Source organism: Marinobacter sp., assembly GCF_034669625.1.
GTDB lineage: Bacteria > Pseudomonadota > Gammaproteobacteria > Pseudomonadales > Oleiphilaceae > Marinobacter.
In genome coordinates, this window is the sequence record NZ_JAXMOY010000001.1 from 335,137 (window position 1) to 356,558 (window position 21,422).

Here is a 21,422-nt window from a genome sequence, read left to right on the forward strand (position 1 = left end):
ATCAGTCCCCCCCCTGTACGCGGCGAATACGATGACGAATAAAGAAATCTGAGGAAGCGACGCAAATCACCAGTACGGCCTGGATCAGTTGCACCATGGCAAACGGGATCTGGTAGAACACCTGAAGGCTTCTGCCCGCAACGAACAGGGTAGCGATCAGCAACGCGGCGAAGGTGGCCGCGATCGGATTGTTTCGGGCCAGAAACGCGATCAGAATGCCGGAAAATCCATAGCCCACATAAAAAGAATGGGTGAGACGACCTTCCTGCCCCGCAGCGACCATAAGCCCGGCCAGCCCAGCCAGGGCTCCGGAAAAGAGCACCGCCATCAAGATGGTTTTGGCGACCGGGACCCCGACGGCACTGGCGACTTTAGGACTCTTGTCCACGAATCGAAGATAGAGGCCGGCACGGGAGATGTTGACGAACCAGAGTACGAGCAGGGCAATGCCAATGGCGATGGGAATGGACAGGCTGAGGCCGTTCCCTAGCTCCGGCAGAAGCTCAAAGCTTTCATACTTCGGCGAATAGGGGAATGCGTCTTTAGGGTCTTTCCAGGCTCCGTACATCAGGTGCAGCAATACGTTGATCGCGATGTAGTTGAGCATCAGGGTCGAGACGATTTCATTAACCTGCAGTTTGAGCCGGAGAAGCACCGGGGCAACGGCCCACAGCAACCCGCAGGCCATGGCCGCAGCGATCATCAGCGGCAGACGCATGCCCGGAGCGCCGATGTCCCACATGGTGATCGCCGTCGCGCCGATCGCTCCGAAGATCATCTGGCCTTCCAGGCCCAGGTTCCAGAACTTGGCCCGGAATGCCAGGCAACCGGCCAGACCCACCATGATCAGCGGTGAGGCCTGAAAGAGCACGGATGACAGGCTCTGGGCATCAAACAGCGTGAGGATGACGAATTCATTCAAGAGCTCTCCTGCCGGAACTCCCGCCACCACGAGAATGGTGCCGGAAATCAGCAGACCCAGAATCATTGATCCGGCGAGGATCAGTGCCTGCCAGTGCCAGGCCATCTGCTGGCGGACTTCCAGGGTATATCTGCGCTTGATCAGTGGTTGTTCTAAGGCAAATTCAGACATGGTTCACCATTGCTTGGCCAATGGCCTGACGATCGGCAGGCTGTGAAAACTCGGTCACGATACGTCCGGCGGACATGACTCCGATCCGGTCGGCCATGGCCATGACTTCGTCGAGATCCTCACTGATAAGGAGAACCGCTGCGCCATTGTCCCGGGCCGCACGCAGGCGTTCCCTGACGGCTTCGGTCGCTTTAACATCGAGGCCCCGGCTTGGGCTGTGGGCTAGGACGAGCTTGGGGGGATGACTGAACTCCCGGGCGATGACCAGCTTTTGTGCGTTACCTCCGGATAGCAGTGCTGATTTTTGTTTCAGCGAACGAACGCCCTGGACATCGAATTGTCGAACAGCTTCCGCCGCGTCTGCTTCGATGGCTCCTGTTTTCAGATACCAGAACGGGCCGTATCGCCCGGAATGGATGTCGCCGAGGGCAAAGTTGTCGGCGATGGAGAGTGGGCCGGCCAGTGCAGAGCCATAACGGTCGGCAGGGATGGCAGCGACGCCGATGGCGCGGCGCCGGGCGGCATCGAAGTCGGCGAGATCGCCCTCGCCGATCAGTTCCATGGTGCCTTTAACACTTTCGGGAATGCCCATCAGGGCGTTGGCCAGCTCGCTCTGGCCGTTACCGCCGACTCCGGCAATGCCATAAATCTCTCCCTTGTTCAGGGTCAGATTCAGGTCATTCAGGGCTCGATGGCCACCGGTGCTGGTGAGCCCTTTGACCTTCAGGAAAGGCTCGCCGGGGCTTCGTTTCGCCGTCGCAGCCATTTGTTCCGGCGCCGATTCGCCCACGGTCAGCTTCACCAGTTCATCGACGGATACCGAATCCGGCTTCAGGCTTTTGATGGTCCGCCCCGAGCGCATGATGGTGACCTGATCGGCATAGCGCAGAACGTCATTCATCTTGTGGGTCACGAGGATCACCGCAGCGCCCTCCCGGGCAAATCCCTGCACGGTAGTGAGCAGGTTTTCGGCTTCTTCCTCGGTCAGCACGGCGGTCGGCTCGTCCAGAATCAGTATCTTGGCGCCGGCCAGCAGTACTTTAAGAATTTCCACGCGTTGTTGTTCCGCGATGGACAGTTGATCAATTCGGGCGCCGGGGTCAATTTCGAACCCGATGCGCTCGGCCATGGCGCGGATGTCGTCAGACACCCGGCGCAGGCGTTCGCGGTAAAGCCCGCTGGTTTGTATATGGCCCAGGTTCAGCAGGATATTCTCGGCAACGGTGAAGGGTGTCACCAGCTTGAAGTGCTGGTGCACCATTCCGATGCCGAGTTTTGCGGCTTCTTTCGGGCCTTTGAGTTTTACCGGGTTGTCATCAATGAACAGCGATCCGCCTTCAGGGCCGTAGAGGCCGGCCACGATGTTCATCAGGGACGACTTTCCGGCTCCGTTTTCGCCCAGCAGGGCGTGAACTTCGCCCCACTTGGCGGTGAAATCAGCGTCGGACAGGGCCTTGAAACCGTCGAAGGTCTTGCTGACGCTGCTCAGCTGGATCGCGTTCTGTTTATTCATTGCTGGGTAATCACTCCGTCAACAAACCAGTCCATCTGCCAGAGCGCGCCGTCGGATACGACTTCGCCCTCTGCCGCGCGCACTGTGCCGTTCTGGTCGGTCAGCGGTCCGGCATAGATCTGCAGTTCGCCATTCATCAGCTTCTCGCGGGCAGCCATGATCTTGGCTTTCTCTTCTTCATCGATGTTCGGACCACAGCATGCGATGTCGGTGCCACCCTCTTTCATGGACAGCAATGCGCCATGGGGGGCTGGTTCCCAGTTGCCTGCGATGATTTTCTCCAGCTCATTCTTCAGGAAGCGATCCCAAACCCAGACTGACGAACAAATCGTGGCTTTCGGCGCGAACTCGCGGAAATCACGATGGTGCCCCGTGCCGTAGACGCCATTCTCCTGGGCGACCAGTTGAGGGGTCGGGGTGTCTACATGCTGGCCGATCACATCGGCACCCTGATCGATCAGGGCCTTGGTCGCTGAGCGCTCTTTGGTAGGGTCGTTCCAGGCGCCGGTATAGACCACGGTAACGGTTGCATCCGGGTTCATTTCACGGGCACCCATGGCGTAAGCGTTGATGGTCCAGTTCACAACGCCGAACGGGTTGGCAGCGACGAAGCCGAGCTTGCCGGATTCAGACGCTGCGCCGGCTGCCATGCCGCAAAGGTACTGGCTTTCGTAGGTGCGGCCATAGTAAGACAGCAGGTTGGGACCGTTGGTGGTACCGGAACCGTTCAGGAAGGCGACGTCCGGGTAATCTTCAGACAATGACTTGAAGGTATCGGAGTAACCGAATGCCGTACCGATAATGATGTTGGCGCCACGCTTGATAAAGCGTTCGACGGCCGGTCGGATGGCGGAGGCCGATTCAGGAACGCTTTCCACATACTGGATCTTGATATCCAGCTCATCTTCTAGGCGCAGGCGGGCTTCATCAAATGCCTGGGTCCAGCCGCCATCATTGGTCGGGGAAATGTAGAGCATGGCAATCTTCGGTTCGCTCTTGAGGGTGAGGCCCTCTGCGTGAGCGTTATTTAACAGGCCCAGGAAACCGGCCAGTGCGAAGCCGGCACTGAGTATGAGTTTTTTCATCTTGGTACTTCCTTTGTTGGGAGAAACGGTCTTACATCATGTGATTGATTCGAAAGACGTTACCTTCCGGGTCCAGCAGTACAGCCTGGTACCAGTTGTAATAGGTGGTGTATGGCTCTTTGATGAGCGTTGCGCCGGAGGCGAGGGCCTGGGGAACGTACTTGTCCACCTCTTCCTTGCTGTCCACATCGATGTTCAGCAGGAACTTGCATCCTTTGGTGTCGGAGTAATCATCGAGCTTGAGCAGGTCGTAGGCGTCCAGCGCATTGAAACCGATGCAGGAGCGCCCCGTGTCCAGGCCGCGGAAGATGGGTGAGCGGATCTCCGGGATTTCCTTGAATCCGAACAGATCCCGGTAGAAAACATTCAGGGCTTCTATATCTTTGGCGAAGACATTGACGTAAGAGAGCGTACCCATATCAAGCTACCTCCTGGGTGCCACCAAAGGTGGTTTGTTTGACGAATTTGGATTTCAGGTGGTCGCCAGAGCTGACAGCCGGGTATTTGCCTTTGCCAGCTTCGTCTAGACAGCTGGGCAGACATTCGATCATGGCGTCGTAGTTTGGCTGGTGGAAAAAGACGATGGACTGGCGTGGCTTGGTGGTCGCGGCGTCCAGAGGCGGGTTGACGACACGGTGCAGGGTCGAGATCCACTGGTCATTGGTCCATCTCATCATGAGGTCGCCAATATTGACCGCAAAACTGTCGTCCACGGAGGGCACGCTGACCCATTCCCCGTTCTGGTTGCACACCTGCAAACCACCCGGTGCGTTGTCGGGTTTGACAATGGTCAGGCTGCCATAGTCTGTATGGGCCCCGGCACGCATTTGGCCGGCTTCAATATTTGTCCCCATGTTGGGGTAGCTGAGGGTTCTTAGCATGCTGATTTCTTTGTCGATTTTGTCGTCGAAGAAATGCTCATCCAGCTTCAGGGAAAGGGCAAAAATACGCATCAGCGAACGGGCCAGGCCGCTCATGGCATCGAAATAGTTTGAGTAGGCCTCTCTGAAGCCCTCAATGGTTTCCGGCCAAACATTGGGCGCAAAGTGAGGGCCTGCGGCGGCGCCACTGTGGTACTCGTCGTCCGGGACTTCCGTGGGCCCGATGGAAAAGGATTCTTTCAGGTCTCCCGGCGCAGCCTCTTCCATCGAATAGGACAGGCTTTCTTCGGCGATGGCGCTATAACCGCGCACCATGTCAGGACTGGGGCGATCTACTTTTCGCTTCTCGGGCATGGGCTGGTTGAAAAACTTGCGACTCAGTGAATAGACGCGATCTACCAATTCCTTGGGGATTCCGTGGTTAGTGATGACCAGGAAACCAATATCCTTACAGGCCCTGTCGACCTCCTTCGCTACCTGGGCCTTTCCTTCAGGGGTACCTTCGAAGTAAGGGGCAAGGTCGATCGTTGGTACGTGTTGCAACTGCATGGCACAACCTCCTTCAATTCAGTTTTGCGAGAAGGGCCCGGATAAAAAAGCAAAGGAGTCGTTCTCGCTCGCTGATTGACGTAGCAGCAAGCGTGCCATTTTTCGATTTTGTTAAAAAACAAAGAGTTAGGGATTTGTAAAAAACCGATATAGATCAAATGGTCTAAATTAGAGCGTTTGGTTCTAATCTGAGCCCGAATTAAGGGCAGGAGAGATTCGGGGGAGAGTTCCGCTCCGTTCAGCGGGGGCGGACTCCATTAAGGATGATGGTTTCGAGACTGTTGAGGGTTTCCTGAAAGAAGTCCGGATCTCCCAGTGTTTTCCCGGCGACAGCCTCTACCTGCACGCGAAAGTCTGCGTAGTGCTGTGTAGTCGCCCACAATGAAAAAATCAGGTGGTACGGTTCTACGGGCGCCAGCTTGCCCTGATCAATCCAGGTCTGGATAACCTCTATTTTGTTCTCTACCAGATCGTGCAGTGGTTGCTGCAGTTCGGCTAGGAGTAATGGCGCTCCCTGCATGACCTCCATACAGAACAGTCGGGATTCGGCAGGGTGATCCCGCGAAAACTCCAGTTTGACCCGAACATAATTTCTGATGGCATCGATAGGATCCTGCTCGACCGTGAATGCCCGGAGCGGTTTGAGCCACAAATCCAGAAGCTCGCGAAGCACGCTGACATAAAGTTCTTCTTTATTACTGAAGTAATAAAACAGGTTGGTTTTGGAAACATCGGCCTGAAGCGCAATTTGGTCGATGCTGGCGCCGTGCAACCCGTATTTTGAAAAGGTACATAGCGCGGCCTCCAGAATGGTTGCTCGTTTCTTCTCACTATTGCGCATCCGCCGGTTGAGCGACGCAGCGGAAGGTACCCGTTGTGGCTTCCGTTTGCTCTGGCTGGCGGTTTCCTTGCCCTTTCTGGTGACGCTCACGTATTTCTCCGCTGGGTTGACCGGACGCTCATTCTAGCACCGGATTTCCCGGTGAATAGGTCTTTTGGCTGTGATTGGTCGGCTCGCCCCAAAAATGCCCGCAGTGCACAAACCGAGTGCTCTATTTCAGACCGATTGGTCTGAAATAGTTTTAAGGAAAATCATAATAAATTGATTTTTAACAATAAAAACTATTTTGGCCGGCATTATGCCTTGGTGTTAGAGAACGTGAGTCAAAGGCGGTGGCCCCTGGGTGCGCCACCGGACCGAAAACATCAAGGAGAATTCCATGAGCGAACAGATGAATATCGGCGTCTTCATTCCCATCGGTAACAACGGCTGGCTGATCTCAAAGAACGCGCCTCAGTACATGCCGACGTTTGAGTTGAACAAGGAGATCACTCAGAAGGCAGAAAGCTATGGCTTCGACTTCGCGCTGTCGATGATCAAGCTGCGTGGTTTTGGTGGTGAAACCGAATTCTGGGAGCACAATCTGGAGTCGTTCACCCTGATGGCAGGCCTTGCTGCCGTCACCAGCAAAATCCAGTTGTTCGCCACTGCTGCCACGCTGACCATGCCGCCGGCCATCGTTGCGCGTATGGCCTCCACCATTGATTCCATCTCCAATGGGCGTTTCGGGGTGAACCTGGTGACGGGCTGGCAGAAGCCGGAATACTCCCAAATGGGGCTATGGCCGGGCGATGAATTCTTCGGCTCCCGTTATGAATATCTTGGTGAGTATGCCCAGGTGCTGCGGGATCTTTGGGCGACCGGCCACAGCGACTTCAAAGGCGAGCACTTCCAGATGGATGATTGCCGCGTGAGCCCCGTACCGCAAGCCGACATGAAGGTCATCTGTGCCGGGCAGAGTGAGGCCGGAATGGCGTTTACCGCCAAATATGCCGATTACAACTTCTGCTTTGGTAAAGGCGTCAACACGCCAACCGCCTTTGCACCAACCGTTGAACGCCTGGTGAAGGCTACCGAGGAGGCTCAGCGGGAGGTCAGTTCCGTCGCCCTGTTCATGGTGATTGCCGACAAGACCGATGAGGCGGCCCGGGCCAAGTGGGAATCCTACAAAGAAGGTGTCGATGAAGAGGCAGTGGCCTGGCTCGGCGAGCAGGGTGCCGTGGACAAGAAGTCGAAGTCCGACACCAACATCCGTCAGATGGCCGATCCGACTTCCGCCGTGAACATCAACATGGGCACCCTGGTAGGTTCCTATGAAAACGTTGCCCGGATGCTGGATGAAGTGGGTGCGGTCGAGGGTGTCAGTGGCGTAATGCTGACTTTTGACGATTTCGTTCAGGGCATTGAGAACTTCGGAAAATACATTCAGCCGCTGATGAAAACGCGGGTACATATCAACCAGGAACTGGAGCAGGCCGTATGAGCATCGCCACGGAGCAATCGGGTTACGCCCTGAATACGGGTACGGAACCGGTTCTGGAATTGCCGGGAAAACCCGAACCCCTGAACATCCGCGCCAGTGAGTCGGCGCTCGTCGTGGTGGATATGCAGAACGCGTATTCCACGATCGGAGGTTATCTGGACCGGGCCGGATTCGACGTTTCCACAACCGGACCCGTCATCCAGCAGATCAAGAAAGCGATCACTGCGGCGCGGGCGGCAGGTATTCCGGTGATTTTCTTCCAGAACGGCTGGGATCCCGAGTACGTGGAAGCCGGTGGCCCCGGTTCCCCAAACTGGTACAAATCCAATGCCCTGAAAACCATGCGCAAGGAACCGGAACTCAATGGCAGCCTTCTTGCCAAGGGTACTTGGGACTATGACCTGGTGGACGAGCTCCAGCCGCAGCCCGGCGATATTGTCATTCCCAAGCCCCGTTACAGTGGTTTCTTCAATACCTCGTTTGACAGCATCCTGCGCAGCCGGGGCATTCGTAACCTGATCTTTACCGGCATCGCGACCAACGTCTGTGTTGAATCGACTCTGAGAGACGGCTTTTTCCTGGAGTACTTCGGGGTGGTTTTGGCTGATGCAACGCACCAGGCGGGCCCGGAGTTCGTCCAACAGGCTGCGCTGTACAACATTGAAACGTTCTTTGGCTGGGTGTCCAGCACAGAAGACTTCTGCCAGACCTTCGGCGGCGCTACAGGCGACGCAGAAACAGCTCAAACTGAATCCACAGCTGCATAAACGACGGAGATACACCATGCCAAAGACTTCCATTATTCCCGAAGGTTCAGGAAAACCACTGGCTCCTTACGTCCCCGGCTCTATGGCCGACGGCGTTGTCTACGTTTCCGGGACCTTGCCGTTCGATAAGGACACTAACGTGGTTCACGTCGGCGATGCAGAGGCCCAGACCCGTCACGTTCTGGAGATCATCAAGGGTGTGGTTGAGGCTGCGGGCGGAACCATGGACGACGTTACCTTCAATATGATCATGGTCACCGACTGGGACAACTACGCGGCGGTCAACAAGGTGTATGCCGAGTACTTCCCGGGAGAGAAACCAGCCCGTTACTGCATTCAATGTGGTCTGGTGAAGCCGGATGCGTTGGTTGAGATCGCCAGCATTGCGCACGTAGGTCAATGATGACTGGTAACGTAAGCCCACTCTATTGGGAAATCCATGGCCCGGCCGACGGTGAGCTCGTTGTGCTGAGTGCCGGGCTTGGTGGGTCCAGGAATTACTGGGCCGCCCAGTTGCCTGCTCTGACCAAACGTTATCGGGTGCTGGTCTATGACCACTTCGGCACCGGACGCAGTCGGGGTGAAATCCCGGAGCTCTACACGGTTGAAGCGATGGCGGCTGAGCTGGGTGGGCTGCTGGAGGATCAGGTTACCGGGCCGGTGCATTTCATTGGTCATGCACTGGGCGGACTGATCGGTCTGGAATTGGCCCGACGGTCGCCGGAGCTGGTCGCCAGCCTGCTGTTAATTAACGCCTGGTCAGAACCCAATGCGCATTCCCGTCGCTGCTTCTCGGTGCGCAGGAAGTTACTGCTGAATTCCGGGCCTGAGGCGTATCTCGAAGCCCAGCCCCTGTTCCTGTATACGCCGGTATGGATAGCGGCCAACACTGAGTGGCTGGAGCAGGAGTCTTCCCATGCGCTGGCCAGTTTCCCGCCTCCGGCAAACGTTCTGAGGCGCATCGCGGCGCTTCTGGCCTGGCAGCCGGCTGCGCAGGAACTGGCCAAGGTGCATGCGGAGACGCTCGTGCTTGCGACCCGTGATGACTCATTGGTGCCCTGGACCTGTTCCCAGAAGCTGGCAGCCCGTCTGCCAAACTCCTGCATTCGGCTTCTGCCCGAGGGCGGTCATGGGGTCAATGTCACAGAGGTTGAACGGTTCAATGAACTGATGCTCGACCACCTCAGGAAACATCGTTTGCCCGCAGCGGCGTTAACTACTCAGGAGGCCCTATGAGCCAACAACTTGATGAAAAGGCTCTCGGTCAATTGTTTACCGAGGCGCGCACCCACAATGGCTGGCTGGATCAGTCCATCCCGGAAGACACGCTCCGGGCGTTATACGAGCTGGTGAAAATGGGCCCGACGTCGGCCAACAGTAGCCCGGCTCGATTCGTATTTGTCCAAAGTGCTGAAGCCAAAGAGAAGCTGGCAGCAGGCCTGTCCGGCGGTAACCTGGAAAAGACAATGAGCGCCCCGGCCACGGTGATCGTCGCTTATGACGAAGAGTTCTACGAGCGCCTGCCCGAGTTGTTTCCCCATGGCGATGCCCGCAGCTGGTTTACCAGCAGCCCCGAAATGGCTTACGAAACCGCATTTCGCAACAGTTCGATGCAGGCTGCCTACCTGATACTGGCTGCCCGGTCGTTGGGCCTGGATACCGGGCCAATGTCCGGCTTTGATCCCGGCAAAGTCAATGAGGCGTTCTTCGCCGGAACGACCTGGAAGGTCAATCTTCTGATCAACCTTGGCTACGGCAATCCGGACAAGGTTTACGGCCGATTGCCTCGCCTGGAATTCGACAACGCTTGCCGACTGGCATAAGGAGAGAATGATGAAATTTCAACCGCAACTTCGTGAGGTGCTTTCCATGCCACCGCTCGTGGATAAGCAGTCGTTCCGCAATGCCATGTCGACCCTGGCCGCTGCGGTCAATGTGGTCACTACCGATGGCCCCGGTGGCCGCGCGGGTTTCACTGCCACGGCTGTCTGCAGTGTTTGCGACGAGCCGCCGACATTGTTGGTGTGCCTGAACCGCGGCGCTTCGGTGTACGACACCTTCCAGCAGAATGACAGTGTGTGCGTAAACACACTGGCGGATCATCAATCTGATTTATCGAACCTGTTCGGCAGCAAAACTTCCATGGACCAGCGTTTTGCCGGTGCTACTTGGAGCACCGCGGTCACCGGTGCACCGGTATTGGAAGACGCGCTGGTGAGCTTCGACTGCACCGTGAGCAAACGGGTGAGCGTGGGTACTCACGATATTCTGTTCTGTGAGGTCGCCAACGTTCGCCATCAGGATGATATAGGTGGCCTGGTCTACTTTGATCGTGGCTACCACCGCTTGGGAGGCGAATGACGGGGCCGCTTGCTGTCCGGTAATCGACCGACCGGACAGCATGGAACGTTAAGCCATCAGTAGTTCCGCCATCCGGTTCTGTTGCTCGATGATGTGAGGTAGAGAGCGGGTCATCAGATGTCCCTCTTCAATCACCACACGACCATTGATGATGCTCCATTGAACGCGCGGTGGGGTGCAGAACACCAGCGAGGCCAGCGGATCGCTCTGGCCGCCGGCCATGGCAATATCATCGGTACGGAAGGCCACGATGTCCGCGCAATAGCCCGGTTGAATTCTGCCCAGAGTATCACCCCGGCCGAGCACCTCCGCACCACCACGGGTAGCGATCCGCAGTGCTTCCCGGGCGGTCATGGCGCCGGGCTCCTGATCCCTCACGCGGGCTGACAACATGGCCAGGCGTGCCTCATCCATCAGATTGCCACTATCATTTGAGGCGCTGCCGTCCACTCCGAGCCCCACCTTCACGCCGGCATCCAGCATTTTCCGGACCGGGGCAATGCCTGAGGCCAGTCGCATGTTCGAGCAGGGGCAATGGGCGACGCCGGTGCCGGTTCGGGCAAACAGTGCAATGCCGGGTTCATCCAGGTGCACGCAGTGGGCGTGCCAGACATCCTCTCCGACCCACCCGACCTCTTCCGTATACTCTGTCGGCGTCATGCCATAGCGTTCCTGACTGAACGCCAGATCCTTCCAGTTTTCCGCCGTGTGGGTATGTAAGCCTACCTTCAATGACCGGGCCATGGTGGCGGCTTCGCGCATCAGGTCGGTCGTTACGGTAAAGGGTGAGCAGGGTGCCAGTGCCACCCGAGCCATGGCGTCCGGGCTGTGATCATGGTGTGTTTCCACCACTCGCAACATGTCCCGGAGGATCGCGTTTTCGTCCTGCTCCACCAGTTCGTCCGGTGGCAACCCTCCCTTGCTCTGACCCAGGCTCATGGCGCCCCGTGCGCCATGGAAACGGATGCCCATTTCTGCGGCCGCCTGGAAGCTGTCGTCCAGAGTGATGCCGTTAACATGGAGGTAGGCGTGGTCGGCGGCCGTGGTGCAGCCCGATAGCATCAGCTCCGCCATGGCGGTTCGGCTGGCCGCCCGTTGCATGGCCGGGGTGATGTTTCGCCAGACTGGGAATAGGGCGCTCAGCCAGTCGAACAGCTCGCCATTTTGTGCTGCGGGCAGTGCGCGGGTCAGGGACTGGAACATGTGGTGATGGGTATTGATCAGTCCCGGAATCACCACATGGCCCTTCAGGTCGATGGTGCGATCTGCGGTATCGGAGCAGTCGGCAGCAGCGCCGACCGCTTCAATACGGTTATTGCGGATCAGAATGTAACCATTCTCGATCTCTCGGTCGTTGTCGTCCATGGTGGCGATAACGCGAGCATTTTTAAGTAGCAGAGTTTCTGTCATTGCTGGAATCGTCTTGGTGGTATGTGGCCAGATTGCTATGCAAGAGTGGTGCCTTGCTGGTTTTCGGAAAAAGCCTGACCTTGTGGTCAATAAAATAGCAGGGCGCACTTATTTGATGCAGAAGATCTGCTTGATAGTCCAATTATGGGGCTTTTAAGGCGGTTTTTTCATGGCACGTCATTTGCAAATTATCTGACCAACTGGATAACAAAGCATGGTGTGATGTAGGAGAAAGCATGCCGAACGAGACACAGGAAATACCCGTAATTGAATTTGAACGGTTCTTGAACGGAACCAGTGCGGAACGTAAATCGGTGGCGGATCAGATGCGCCGGGCCAGTCAGGATTGGGGGTTTTTCTATCTGTCGGGTTGTGGAATGCCAGAGCAACAGCTGGAAGCGGCATTCTCCGGTTCGAAGGCGTTTTTTGCCCTGCCACTGGAGGATAAGCAAGGAGTCGCCTGGCAGAACCCGGAGAGTAATCGAGGTTATGTGGGCATCAAACGGGAAAAGCTTGATCCCAATCGTCCGGGTGACTTGAAAGAGGCTTTCAATCTGGCGCCGGAAAGTCCTGGCCCGGACAGCCATAAAAATCTTTGGCCCGCCGGTTATCCCGGATTCGAGACTGTCATGACCCAGTTTCTCGGGGAGTGCATTCTAACCGCCGATCGGGTGCTAGAAGCCTTTGCTCTTGCGCTGGGTCAGCCGGAAGATTTCTTCAAGAATGCCCACAACGAACACGACCATACCCTGCGGCTGCTGCATTACCCGCCATTGCCCGAAGGATTCGAGCCGGAAGACGGTGAAAGCCGTGCCGGAGCCCATACCGATTACGGCAGTATCACCCTTTTGTTCCAGGATGATGTTGGCGGTCTTGAAGTGTGTACCCGCTCGGGAGAATGGATCCGGGCGACGCCGATACCCGGCACTGTTGTGGTCAATACCGGTGATCTGATGCATCGCTGGACCAACCATGTGTTCTGCTCGACGCCCCATCGGGTGAACGTCGCGCCAGAGCACCGTCATCGTGATCGTTACTCCATTGCCTTTTTCTGCCACCCCAACAAAACATCGGAAATAGCCTGCATCGAGAGTTGCGCCACGGCCGACAATCCCCCGATTTACGCGCCCATATTGGCGGGGCAGCACTTGAATGAAAAACTCTCCAACACCTACGGGGCTCAGGCCCAAAACTGAGGATTTACCATGAAACAACTGAAAAATCTTGCGGCTGGCCTCACTCTGTCGCTCAGTGCTGCTGCCGGTTTTGTCCAGGCAGAGGAGCTGACCCCGGTCTCCGTCGCTACAACCTGGTACGCCCAAGCTGAACACGGTGGCTTTTATGCCGCAAAAGCGATGGGGATTTATGAGAAGCACGGACTGGATGTCACTATCAAGATGGGTGGTCCCCAGGTGAACAATGTCCAGTTGCTCATGGGTGGATCGGTGGATTTCATCATGGGTTACAGTCTGCAGTCGTTCAATGCCGTTAATCAGGGAATCCCCCTGGTGACGGTCGCAGCATTCTTTCAGAAGGATCCACAGTCGTTAGTGGTCCACGAAGGTGTCGGCAATGATTCTTTGGAAGCCATGAAGGGCAAGTCCATGCGTGTCCCGACCGCCGGACGAGTCGCCTACTGGCCGTGGCTGAAAACCGAATATGGCTACACCGATGACCAGCTGCAGGCCTACGATTACAGCTTCGCCCCGTTCATCCAGAATGAGCAGACGATTCAGCAGGGCTATGTAACCAATGATGGTTTCTTCCTGGATCAGGCCGGTGTCAAAGGGAACAGTCTGTTGCTTGCCAACTACGGCTGGGAAGCTTATGCGGCCACGCTGGATACGACGGCTGACATGATCGAAGAGAATTCGGAGATTGTGCAGAAAATGGTGGCCGCGACAGCGGAGGGCTGGAAAGCCTATTTCGAGAATCCGGCCCCTGCGAATGCCTTGATCAAGGAAGACAACCCCGAGATGCAGGACGCCTTGCTGGCCTACAGCCATGCAAAAATGCAGGAGGAGGGCATTCTCCTGTCCGGTGCTGCCGAGGACGGTCTTTACGGGATGATGACTCAGGAGCGCTGGCAGGCATTCTTTGAGGATATGGTTGAAGCAGGCACCCTGCCGGAGGATCTGGATTGGGAAAAGGCGTTTGATCTGTCCTACATACAAGCGGTCTACGCTGATTGAAGTAGCGTACCCGGTAGCTTGAAACAAAAGGACGGCCGTAAAGGCCGTCCTTTTTTACATCTGGCTGGCTGTAAATTCTGCCAGAGCACAGGCAACGAGGCCTGGTGCCGCAACTTGAGGAACGTGACCCGTGTCCAGTGAAATGACCCTGGCGCCCGGGACTAACTGCTGCATTCGCCGTTGCACCGGCAAGATCACGGAGCGGTCTTGTCTTGCTTCGATGTAAAGTCTCGGCAGTTTTCCAAAACGTGCGTCAGTCCAGTGAGGCACCAACATCCGGCTGCCCTCGGCCTGGGGGTTGAAGTGGGGGATGGCCTGCTCAGCGATGGATTCACTGACGTCTTGCAGGAATATCTGGCGTATGGCTGCTGCCGGCACCCGGGAAACCCGTCCGTCGTCCTCCCAGGTCAGAAACGGGCCAATGCCGGAGGCTTCCGGGTGCTGTTCCAGCATGTCGCTGACGACTTCGCCAAAACCCGTGCCGGAAGGGAGCATCATACCGGCGAGATAGGCAACGCCAATGACTCGCTCGGGAATCGCTTCCGCCAGTTGGGTCGCAACGGCGCCGCCACCGGAATGCCCGACCAGAAGCAAGGGGCCTTTGACCTGCTGGAGCATTTTCTCCAGGTCGGCGACGCACTGGTCGAGTGAGGCGTCGGCCGGGTTGCCCAGGCGGTTTCCGCACCCCGGAAGGTCTGGTGCCATCACGTTGAAGCCCTGTTCGGTGAGGTAAGACGTAATGGTTTCCCATACCCAGCCGCCGGCCCAGGCGCCATGAATCAGAACGGCGGTCGTCATTTGTTCAGGCATAGGTTCTCCGGTACATCTCCATCAGGTGGGCCTCGACCGTTGTGGACGGGTAATGGGGTTGCTCACCCTCGGAAAGGCATGTGGGTAGGCAGCTGACAGTGTGGTCGGGGTTGCCGCTGAAGAAAAACGGCACCGAGTAGCGTTCGGCGCCCGACGTATTGACGACCCTGTGCAGGGTTGAGCGGTAACGGTCGTTGGTCCAGCGGGCGATCATGTCGCCAAGGTTGACCACAAAAGTGCCGGGGATGGGTTTTGCTTCGATCCACCGTTCACTGTGGGCATCCCACACCTGAAGCCCCGGCTTGTCGTCTAACAGCAAGACGGTGATGCCGCCAAAATCTGTGTGGGCTCCGCACCCTTTTTCCCCGGGTTCCGGCTGGGCGGGTTGGGGTGGGTAGTGCAGCAATCTCAGGGTGGATAATGGTTGATGGCAGAAGTCCGTAAAGAAGTCCGGCTTCAGATCCAGCGATAGCGCCAGAGCCTCCATGATGCGGGTGCTGAGCTGGTTCATGGCGTTGAAGTATGCGGTCATGGTGGTGCGAAAGCCGGGTAGCGTTTCGGGCCATTGGTTCCCACCCTGGTTGAACCGGCCGGCCTGTACGCGGGGATCGGTTTCGTCCAGTTCCTCGCCTATGTAAAACCCTTCTTTCAAGTCTGGTGGCCCGCCGGGCTCCAGTGTCTGCCCCTTCATTGATTCATAGCCCCGGTTCGCTCGGGAGTGAGCTTTGTGGATCGCCTGCTTGTCTTCCTCAGGCAGGTTGAATAGAGCCTGTGACTCCCTGAAAACCTGATCGATCAGCTCTGCGGGGATGCCATGTTCGCGGATATAGAAGAACCCCGTGTGCAGGCAGGCTTCGGTCAGAGAGCGCGCCAGCGCCTGTCTTTGTTGCTCGGTTCCCGAGAGTAACGACAGCTCAATGATGGGTAATGAACCGTCTGTTTCATTCGTGGTGCTCATGCTTTGACTCCGGATTACGATTCTAAAACTGTCCATATGGTCAGTAATTCACAAAGCGTGCCAAGCAAGAAATATCGTTGGCCGGGCGGATGGCGGGAAGCGCCACGGTTTTCGGGGCTTCAGTGGCGTTACGTCGGATTTCGAAAAGGCTTCATATCAGGGCGATTCATCATTTCATGCACCAGATTCGCGCGCCATAAGACACCGCCCCGTGCTTGTTTAGGCCTGCACGAAGAGTCATGTGGCTGAGGCACCCAAACGCAACACTGGCCCGGAAATTGGTGTGTTTTCAGCGGTAAAGGTGAGATCCCGACCGATTTGTGCGGTGGCAGACATATTCTGGCCTGTCCTTTGCAGTTCAATTTTAAAACCTGACCGAATGATCAAAAAACTCGGAAAGATAAAACCCGAAGGAGAATACTCATGCACAAAGGTTTCAAACGCTCGATTCTGATCGCGGCCTCACTGGCTGGCGGGTTGATGGCACAGGCAGCACTGGCGGCCGACAAAGTGGTTTACCAACTGGATTGGCTGCCAGGGGGGGATAAGTCTCCGGTGTATGTAGGTGTACAGGAGGGGTTCTTTGAAGCCGAAGGTCTGGAAGTCAAGATCGCCAGTGGCCGGGGTTCGACCGACGCGATCACCAAGATTGCGACCGGCCAGGCCGACATTGGCAGCGCAGACATTGGTGCGCTGATGGCGGCCAAGGCCCAGGACAATAGTCTGCCGGTGACAGCCGTCTATAGCATTTTCAACCAGGCACCCCATGCGTTCTTTACCTTGCAGACGTCCGACATCAGTGAGATGACGGATATTGAGGGCAAGAAAGTCGCTACGTCACCGTTCACATCCTCCAATGCGTTCCTGCCTCTGGTGCTGAAAGAAAATGGCATGGCAGAGGATGCGGTGCGTCTGACCAAGGCTGATCCGGGTGCCCTGGGGCCGATGCTGATGAACGGCGGAACCGACGCCATTATCGCCTGGGTCACGAATATTGCCCTGTTTGCAGACCAGGCCAAGGCCACCGGTAACGAACTGGTGGTACTGCCATGGTCCGATGCCGGCCTGGAACTTTACTCGGCATCAGTGGTGGCCAGCGAGGCCTTCCTGAGCGAGCGCCCGGATGTGGCCAAGCGCTTCTTGCGGGCTTTTGACAAGTCCCTCAAGTTCACCAGCGAGAATCCGCGCAAGGCGGCCGAAGCCCTGAACAGCATGGTGCCGGAAGTGGATGTTGACGTAGCGACCGGCCAGATTGGCGACACCATGGAACTGATTATGAACGACGTCAGCGACCGTGATGGCCTCGGAGCTCTCACCGAGGAGCGTGTGGCACTGACCTGGAGCTGGGTTGCGCAAGCCGAGAAACTGGCCGGTGATGCACTGGACCCGGAAATTATCATCGACCGGACCCTGTTTGAGGCGTTGTAAGCATGACTGAGCCCGCCACTAATCGTTCGTTTGTGCGGCTCTCCGGAGTTGGACACCGTTACGATCCGAACCCGGAAATCCCGCCTGCGGTCACCGGCATTGAACTGGACATCCGCCGTCACGAATTCGTGGCGGTGGTGGGACCTTCCGGCTGCGGAAAATCCACCTTGCTGCGCATGATTGCCGGGCTGTTGACCCCGACTGAGGGCGAGGTCTCGGTATTTGGAAAGCAGGTCTCCGGGCCCCGGGACGACGTTGGTATCGTGTTTCAGAAACCAACGCTGTTGCCCTGGCTGAGTGTTCGTAAGAACGTGCTTTTCCCGCTCAAGCACAAATTCGGCCGTTACGGTCGTGACGATGAGAAGCGTGCCGACGCTTTGCTGGCCATGGCGGGCTTGGAAAGTTTTGCCAACAAGATGCCGAATGAGCTCTCCGGCGGCATGCAGCAGCGGGTCGGCATCGTCCGGGCGTTGTTGCTGAACCCGGATATCCTGCTGATGGACGAACCTTTCTCGGCACTTGATGCAATGACTCGGGAGCAGATCGGGTTCGATCTGCTGAAGATCTGGCAGGAAAACCCCAAGACCGTGCTGTTCATTACCCATTCCATTGCCGAAGCCGTGCTGCTGGCCGATCGGGTGCTGGTCATGAGCAAGCGCCCCGGTACCGTGTTGGAGATGGTGGATGTGGATCTGCCTCGGCCACGCACGACCCAAACCATATCCGAACCCAGGTTCGGCCAGTTAACTGAGCGTCTGAGGAAGCATATCTATGAGCCTGAAGCTTGAGAGCAGGGCGGGCCGCTCCCTGTTGACGGCGGCGCCCTGGTTGTTCTTTGTGGCGCTGATTCTGCTATGGGAATTGGTCTGTCAGGGATTCTCGTTGCCGGCCTATGTGCTACCGGCCCCCTCGGCTATCGTCGAGGCCTTTTTCAATGTCGAGATGAGCCGCTGGTTTAGCCATCTGTGGGCGACCTTGCGGGTGGCGTTGATGGGTTTCGCGGTGTCCATCTTGGTGGCAATTCCCATTGCCATCGCCATGATGCGATCGGAGTTGCTGACACGCACACTCTTTCCGTTACTGGTGGTGGTTCAGTCCACCCCGGTAGTAGCGGTTGCGCCACTGATCATTGTATTGATGGGGTCCGACGACCCGTCACGGGTGTTGATAACCTGTCTGTTGACGTTCTTCCCGCTGGTGGTTTCGACGGCGACCGGCATCAACGAAACCCCTGAAGAATTGGTTGAACTGAGCCGCTCGCTGGATGCTCCTCTGCGTCGGGAAACCTGGCAGATCCGGATACCTTACGCCATTCCGCATATTTTCAGCGGCCTGCGTGTGGCCATCACCCTGGCCATTATTGGCGCCGTGGTGGCGGAATTTGTTGCCGCCGAAGAGGGGTTGGGGTACTTCATCCAGTTCTCGACGTCGTTTTTCCGGATTCCGCAGGCGTTCGCCGGGCTTTTCTTCCTGGCGGTGGTCAGCTTGCTGCTGTTCAAGTCAGTTCAGTGGACGCAACAAATTTTCTTCCCCTGGAGCCTGCCCAAAAAGTAAGGCTGGGCAGGCCCGTATGAGGTAAACGATATGTCTGAGTTGGAAGCCTTGAATGATGTCGATCTGGCCATGATGCATCACGTGATTGACATGGCCGACACCCTGGCCGCAGAGGGCGTTCACCCGTTTGCCGCGCTGCTGGTGGATGGTGCCGGGAACATACTGATGGAACAGGGGAATGCTTATCTGCCAGATCAGGACATGACCGGTCATGCCGAGCGGGTGCTGATGACCCGGGCCAGCAAAACCTGGCGCCCGGACTTTCTGGCCGACTGCACCATGTATGTATCCGCCGAGCCCTGTGCCATGTGCGCGGGTGCCGCGTATTGGGCGGGCTTGGGACGACTAGTCTACGGGCTCAGCGAGCACCGGTTGAAGAGCATAACCGGCAATCATCCTGAAAACCCGACCTTGGATCTGCCCTGCCGGAAGGTATTTGAATCCGGGCAGCGGGAGGTTGAGGTGATTGGGCCTGTGCTGGAAGACGAGGCTGCGAAAGTGCATGAAACCTTTTGGCAGAAACACGGGAAATGAGGGCGGTCACCATGACAGCAAGCCGGGTAACCGTGGTTGTTGATTCACGATACGGAAGTACTCTGGCGCTTGCCCAAGCAGTGGCTTCGGGCGCGGCTTCAGAAGGTGCCGAGGTTCGTCTCTGTCGGGTGGGGATTGATGAGCCTGAATTCAGTGTGGATTCTGAGCGCGATGATTTTATTGCCGCCCAAGCCGAGTTCCGGGCCCTCCCCCGAGCGACTGCTGATGATCTTGACTGGGCCAAAGGCATTGTCTGGGGCTCTCCCACCCGGTACGGGTTGATGAGTACACCGCTCAGGGCGTTTATCGACGAAGTGGCGCCACTTTGGCGGCAGGGTGCTTTGATTGGCAAAGTGGGGGCCGCGTTCACGTCCACCGGCGGTATGCATTCCGGAAACGAGATGACGTTGCTCTCCTTGTTGTTGCCCTTTATGCAGCATGGAATGGTGTTAGCGGGGGTTCCGCACAGCGTTCCGGAACTGGTACGGACGGACAAGGGAGGTTCGCCCTATGGGGCGACAACGGTAACCGGATTCGATGGAACCCGGGGCGTTGATGAGAATGAACTCGCCATTGCTCGTGCACTGGGTGCCAGAGTAGCGAGACTTTCAGGCTGGGTAACGCCCGAGCCGGCATCCGTTGAGCTTGCGGCTTATTCGACTCAGGTCCCAGGAACGGTGTGAGTGTAAGGTTGTGTCGTCATTTTGCCGCCTTCGGGCGGCTTTTTTTTGCTTGTTCAAAAGTAGAGCGGTTGGCCAGCATTTGATTCAATCTGGTGCGCATGGTGCTTTCGTGAATTCTTAACCTTATGAAAAATAACAATAAAAAGTTATTTTTTATGTGGCATGGCGGTTGCTTTAAAAAACCTGAACAGTTGGTCAATTAAAAGAGGCGTCAACCGCCTGAATCAGGAGAGTATCCATGAAGACGAAACTGAGTGCCGTTCTGGGTGGTTCGATAATGATGGCTGGCCTGGTCGCTTTCTCGCCGGTATCTGCGGATGAACTAGACAAGGTCGTGTTTGGAACCAATTGGTATGCCCAGGCTGAACATGGTGGCTTTTATCAAGCGCTGGCGGAGGGGCTCTACGAGGAGCACGGGCTGGATGTGGAAATCCGGATGGGTGGCCCTCAGGTAAACGGAACCCAGCTATTGGTCACCGGGCGCTACGATCTGCTCATGGGCTATCCCATCGGCAACATCAATGCCGTTGAGAAAGGACTGCCGGTTATGACCGTCGCCGCCTCCATGCAGGGCGATCCCCAGTCTCTGGTGGCGCACCCCCACGTTGAATCCATTGAGCAAATCAAGGAAGAGGGCCTGCCCGTTTACCTGGCAACCCAGGCCCATTCCACCTTCTGGCCATGGCTGAAGGCTGAGTATGGGTTTGAGGACGATGTTGTGAACGCTTATACCTTCAGCGTTGCACCGTTTCTGATCAATGAAAACATTGTCCAGCAGGGGTACTTGTCATCGGAGCCTTTCGCGATTAAGAAAGCTGGGATTGAACCGAACGTCTTTCTGTTGTCCGACCACGGTTACCCGCCTTACGCCACCACTATCGAAACCACAACCGACATGATTGAAGAGCGACCAGATGTGGTCAAACGGTTTGTGCAGGCCAGCATGGAAGGCTGGCAAAGCTACCTGGAGAACCCGGAGTTAGGCAACAAGCTCATCATGCAGGAAAACCCGGAGATGACGCCGGAGCAGATTGCCTATGGCATCGAAAAAATGAAGGAGTATGAACTGGTGACCGGCGGCGACGCGGGAACCCGCGGTATTGGTGTGATGACCGAGGAACGTTGGACGAAGATCAAGGACTTCATGGTTGGCGCAGGTCTTGCGTCTGCAAACCTTGATCTCAGCAAGGTTTACACCCTGGAATTCCTTCCCGAAGAGCCGGTGCTGCCGTAAGCATCGAACCCTATCCTGATGCCGGTCGGTGACGCCATCGACCGGT

The 21,422-nt window shown here is 56.8% G+C and carries 23 protein-coding genes; 14 read left to right on the top strand and 9 right to left on the bottom strand.

The features are described 5' to 3' along the window. Position 1 precedes the first annotated feature (1 nt). The 6 genes from VOI14_RS01470 to rutR all read right to left on the bottom strand — a co-directional run bounded on the left by VOI14_RS01470 (position 2) and on the right by rutR (position 5,962). Positions 2–1,093 carry an ABC transporter permease gene (locus tag VOI14_RS01470; protein ID WP_323750245.1) on the bottom strand — a complete coding sequence of 364 codons (1,092 nt, stop codon included), beginning with the start codon at positions 1,091–1,093 and terminating at the stop codon, positions 2–4. Then, positions 1,086–2,606, bottom strand: a complete 1,521-nt coding sequence (locus tag VOI14_RS01475) for an ABC transporter ATP-binding protein (RefSeq protein ID WP_323750246.1) — start codon at positions 2,604–2,606, stop codon at positions 1,086–1,088. Before VOI14_RS01475 ends, VOI14_RS01470 begins: the two co-directional genes overlap by 8 nt. Next, positions 2,603–3,691, bottom strand: a complete 1,089-nt coding sequence (locus VOI14_RS01480) for a BMP family ABC transporter substrate-binding protein (protein ID WP_323750247.1) — start codon at positions 3,689–3,691, stop codon at positions 2,603–2,605. Before VOI14_RS01480 ends, VOI14_RS01475 begins: the two co-directional genes overlap by 4 nt. A 31-nt stretch (positions 3,692–3,722) precedes the next feature. Continuing rightward, positions 3,723–4,109, bottom strand: a complete 387-nt coding sequence (locus VOI14_RS01485; protein WP_323750248.1) for a VOC family protein — start codon at positions 4,107–4,109, stop codon at positions 3,723–3,725. Between the two features lies 1 nt (position 4,110). Next, complete coding sequence (locus tag VOI14_RS01490) at positions 4,111–5,121, bottom strand: isopenicillin N synthase family dioxygenase (RefSeq protein ID WP_323750249.1); 1,011 nt, start codon at positions 5,119–5,121, stop codon at positions 4,111–4,113. Between the two features lie 238 nt (positions 5,122–5,359). Next, entirely contained in the window at positions 5,360–5,962 is a 603-nt protein-coding gene (rutR, locus tag VOI14_RS01495; protein ID WP_323750362.1) for an HTH-type transcriptional regulator RutR, read from the bottom strand. A 391-nt stretch (positions 5,963–6,353) separates the two neighbouring features. Here rutR and rutA point away from each other — a divergent pair, with 391 nt between their 5' ends. Genes rutA through rutF form a run of 6 tightly spaced genes read left to right on the top strand, consistent with a single transcriptional unit; the run spans position 6,354 to position 10,573 of the window. Next, positions 6,354–7,445, top strand: a complete 1,092-nt coding sequence (rutA, locus tag VOI14_RS01500) for a pyrimidine utilization protein A (RefSeq protein ID WP_323750363.1) — start codon at positions 6,354–6,356, stop codon at positions 7,443–7,445. Beyond that, positions 7,442–8,212, top strand: coding sequence for a pyrimidine utilization protein B (gene rutB / locus VOI14_RS01505; protein ID WP_323750250.1), 771 nt, complete (start codon positions 7,442–7,444; stop codon positions 8,210–8,212). Before rutA ends, rutB begins: the two co-directional genes overlap by 4 nt. A gap of 16 nt (positions 8,213–8,228) precedes the next feature. After that, the gene (gene rutC / locus VOI14_RS01510) at positions 8,229–8,615 is read left to right on the top strand and encodes a pyrimidine utilization protein C (protein ID WP_323750251.1); all 387 of its coding nucleotides are present in this window, start codon (positions 8,229–8,231) and stop codon (positions 8,613–8,615) included. After that, positions 8,615–9,448, top strand: coding sequence for a pyrimidine utilization protein D (gene rutD / locus VOI14_RS01515; protein ID WP_323750252.1), 834 nt, complete (start codon positions 8,615–8,617; stop codon positions 9,446–9,448). The genes rutC and rutD overlap by 1 nt, the downstream gene beginning before the upstream one ends. Then, positions 9,445–10,035, top strand: a complete 591-nt coding sequence (locus VOI14_RS01520; protein WP_323750253.1) for a malonic semialdehyde reductase — start codon at positions 9,445–9,447, stop codon at positions 10,033–10,035. Before rutD ends, VOI14_RS01520 begins: the two co-directional genes overlap by 4 nt. Before the next feature lie 10 nt (positions 10,036–10,045). Continuing rightward, a complete protein-coding gene (gene rutF / locus VOI14_RS01525; RefSeq protein ID WP_323750254.1) occupies positions 10,046–10,573 on the top strand; it encodes an NADH-dependent FMN reductase RutF in 528 nt (175 codons plus the stop codon). A gap of 48 nt (positions 10,574–10,621) precedes the next feature. Here the strand turns inward: rutF and VOI14_RS01530 are convergent, their stop codons facing one another. Beyond that, the gene (locus VOI14_RS01530) at positions 10,622–11,983 is read right to left on the bottom strand and encodes an 8-oxoguanine deaminase (RefSeq protein WP_323750255.1); all 1,362 of its coding nucleotides are present in this window, start codon (positions 11,981–11,983) and stop codon (positions 10,622–10,624) included. 236 nt (positions 11,984–12,219) lie between these two features. Between VOI14_RS01530 and VOI14_RS01535 the strand changes: the two genes are divergently transcribed. Both VOI14_RS01535 and VOI14_RS01540 read left to right on the top strand, forming a co-directional pair. Further along, positions 12,220–13,179 (top strand): isopenicillin N synthase family dioxygenase, encoded by a 960-nt coding sequence (locus VOI14_RS01535; RefSeq protein WP_323750256.1) that lies wholly within the window; start codon positions 12,220–12,222, stop codon positions 13,177–13,179. A 9-nt stretch (positions 13,180–13,188) separates the two neighbouring features. Continuing rightward, entirely contained in the window at positions 13,189–14,175 is a 987-nt protein-coding gene (locus VOI14_RS01540; RefSeq protein WP_323750257.1) for an ABC transporter substrate-binding protein, read from the top strand. A gap of 54 nt (positions 14,176–14,229) precedes the next feature. Here the strand turns inward: VOI14_RS01540 and VOI14_RS01545 are convergent, their stop codons facing one another. After that, positions 14,230–14,985, bottom strand: coding sequence for an alpha/beta hydrolase (locus VOI14_RS01545; RefSeq protein ID WP_323750258.1), 756 nt, complete (start codon positions 14,983–14,985; stop codon positions 14,230–14,232). Then, positions 14,978–15,943 carry an isopenicillin N synthase family dioxygenase gene (locus tag VOI14_RS01550; protein ID WP_323750259.1) on the bottom strand — a complete coding sequence of 322 codons (966 nt, stop codon included), beginning with the start codon at positions 15,941–15,943 and terminating at the stop codon, positions 14,978–14,980. The genes VOI14_RS01545 and VOI14_RS01550 overlap by 8 nt, the downstream gene beginning before the upstream one ends. Positions 15,944–16,366: 423 nt before the next feature. Here VOI14_RS01550 and VOI14_RS01555 point away from each other — a divergent pair, with 423 nt between their 5' ends. The 6 genes from VOI14_RS01555 (at position 16,367) to VOI14_RS01580 (ending at position 21,376) form a co-directional block, all read left to right on the top strand. Beyond that, complete coding sequence (locus tag VOI14_RS01555; protein WP_323750260.1) at positions 16,367–17,371, top strand: ABC transporter substrate-binding protein; 1,005 nt, start codon at positions 16,367–16,369, stop codon at positions 17,369–17,371. A 2-nt stretch (positions 17,372–17,373) separates the two neighbouring features. Continuing rightward, the gene (locus VOI14_RS01560) at positions 17,374–18,159 is read left to right on the top strand and encodes an ABC transporter ATP-binding protein (protein ID WP_323750261.1); all 786 of its coding nucleotides are present in this window, start codon (positions 17,374–17,376) and stop codon (positions 18,157–18,159) included. After that, complete coding sequence (locus VOI14_RS01565; protein WP_323750262.1) at positions 18,143–18,925, top strand: ABC transporter permease; 783 nt, start codon at positions 18,143–18,145, stop codon at positions 18,923–18,925. Before VOI14_RS01560 ends, VOI14_RS01565 begins: the two co-directional genes overlap by 17 nt. A gap of 69 nt (positions 18,926–18,994) precedes the next feature. Next, positions 18,995–19,459, top strand: coding sequence for a nucleoside deaminase (locus VOI14_RS01570; RefSeq protein ID WP_323750364.1), 465 nt, complete (start codon positions 18,995–18,997; stop codon positions 19,457–19,459). Positions 19,460–19,470: 11 nt separating this feature from the next. Further along, on the top strand, positions 19,471–20,142 hold the full coding sequence (gene wrbA / locus VOI14_RS01575; RefSeq protein ID WP_323750263.1) for an NAD(P)H:quinone oxidoreductase: 672 nt from the start codon (positions 19,471–19,473) through the stop codon (positions 20,140–20,142). A gap of 238 nt (positions 20,143–20,380) precedes the next feature. Beyond that, positions 20,381–21,376, top strand: coding sequence for an ABC transporter substrate-binding protein (locus tag VOI14_RS01580; RefSeq protein ID WP_323750264.1), 996 nt, complete (start codon positions 20,381–20,383; stop codon positions 21,374–21,376). The last annotated feature ends 46 nt before the right edge of the window (positions 21,377–21,422 follow it).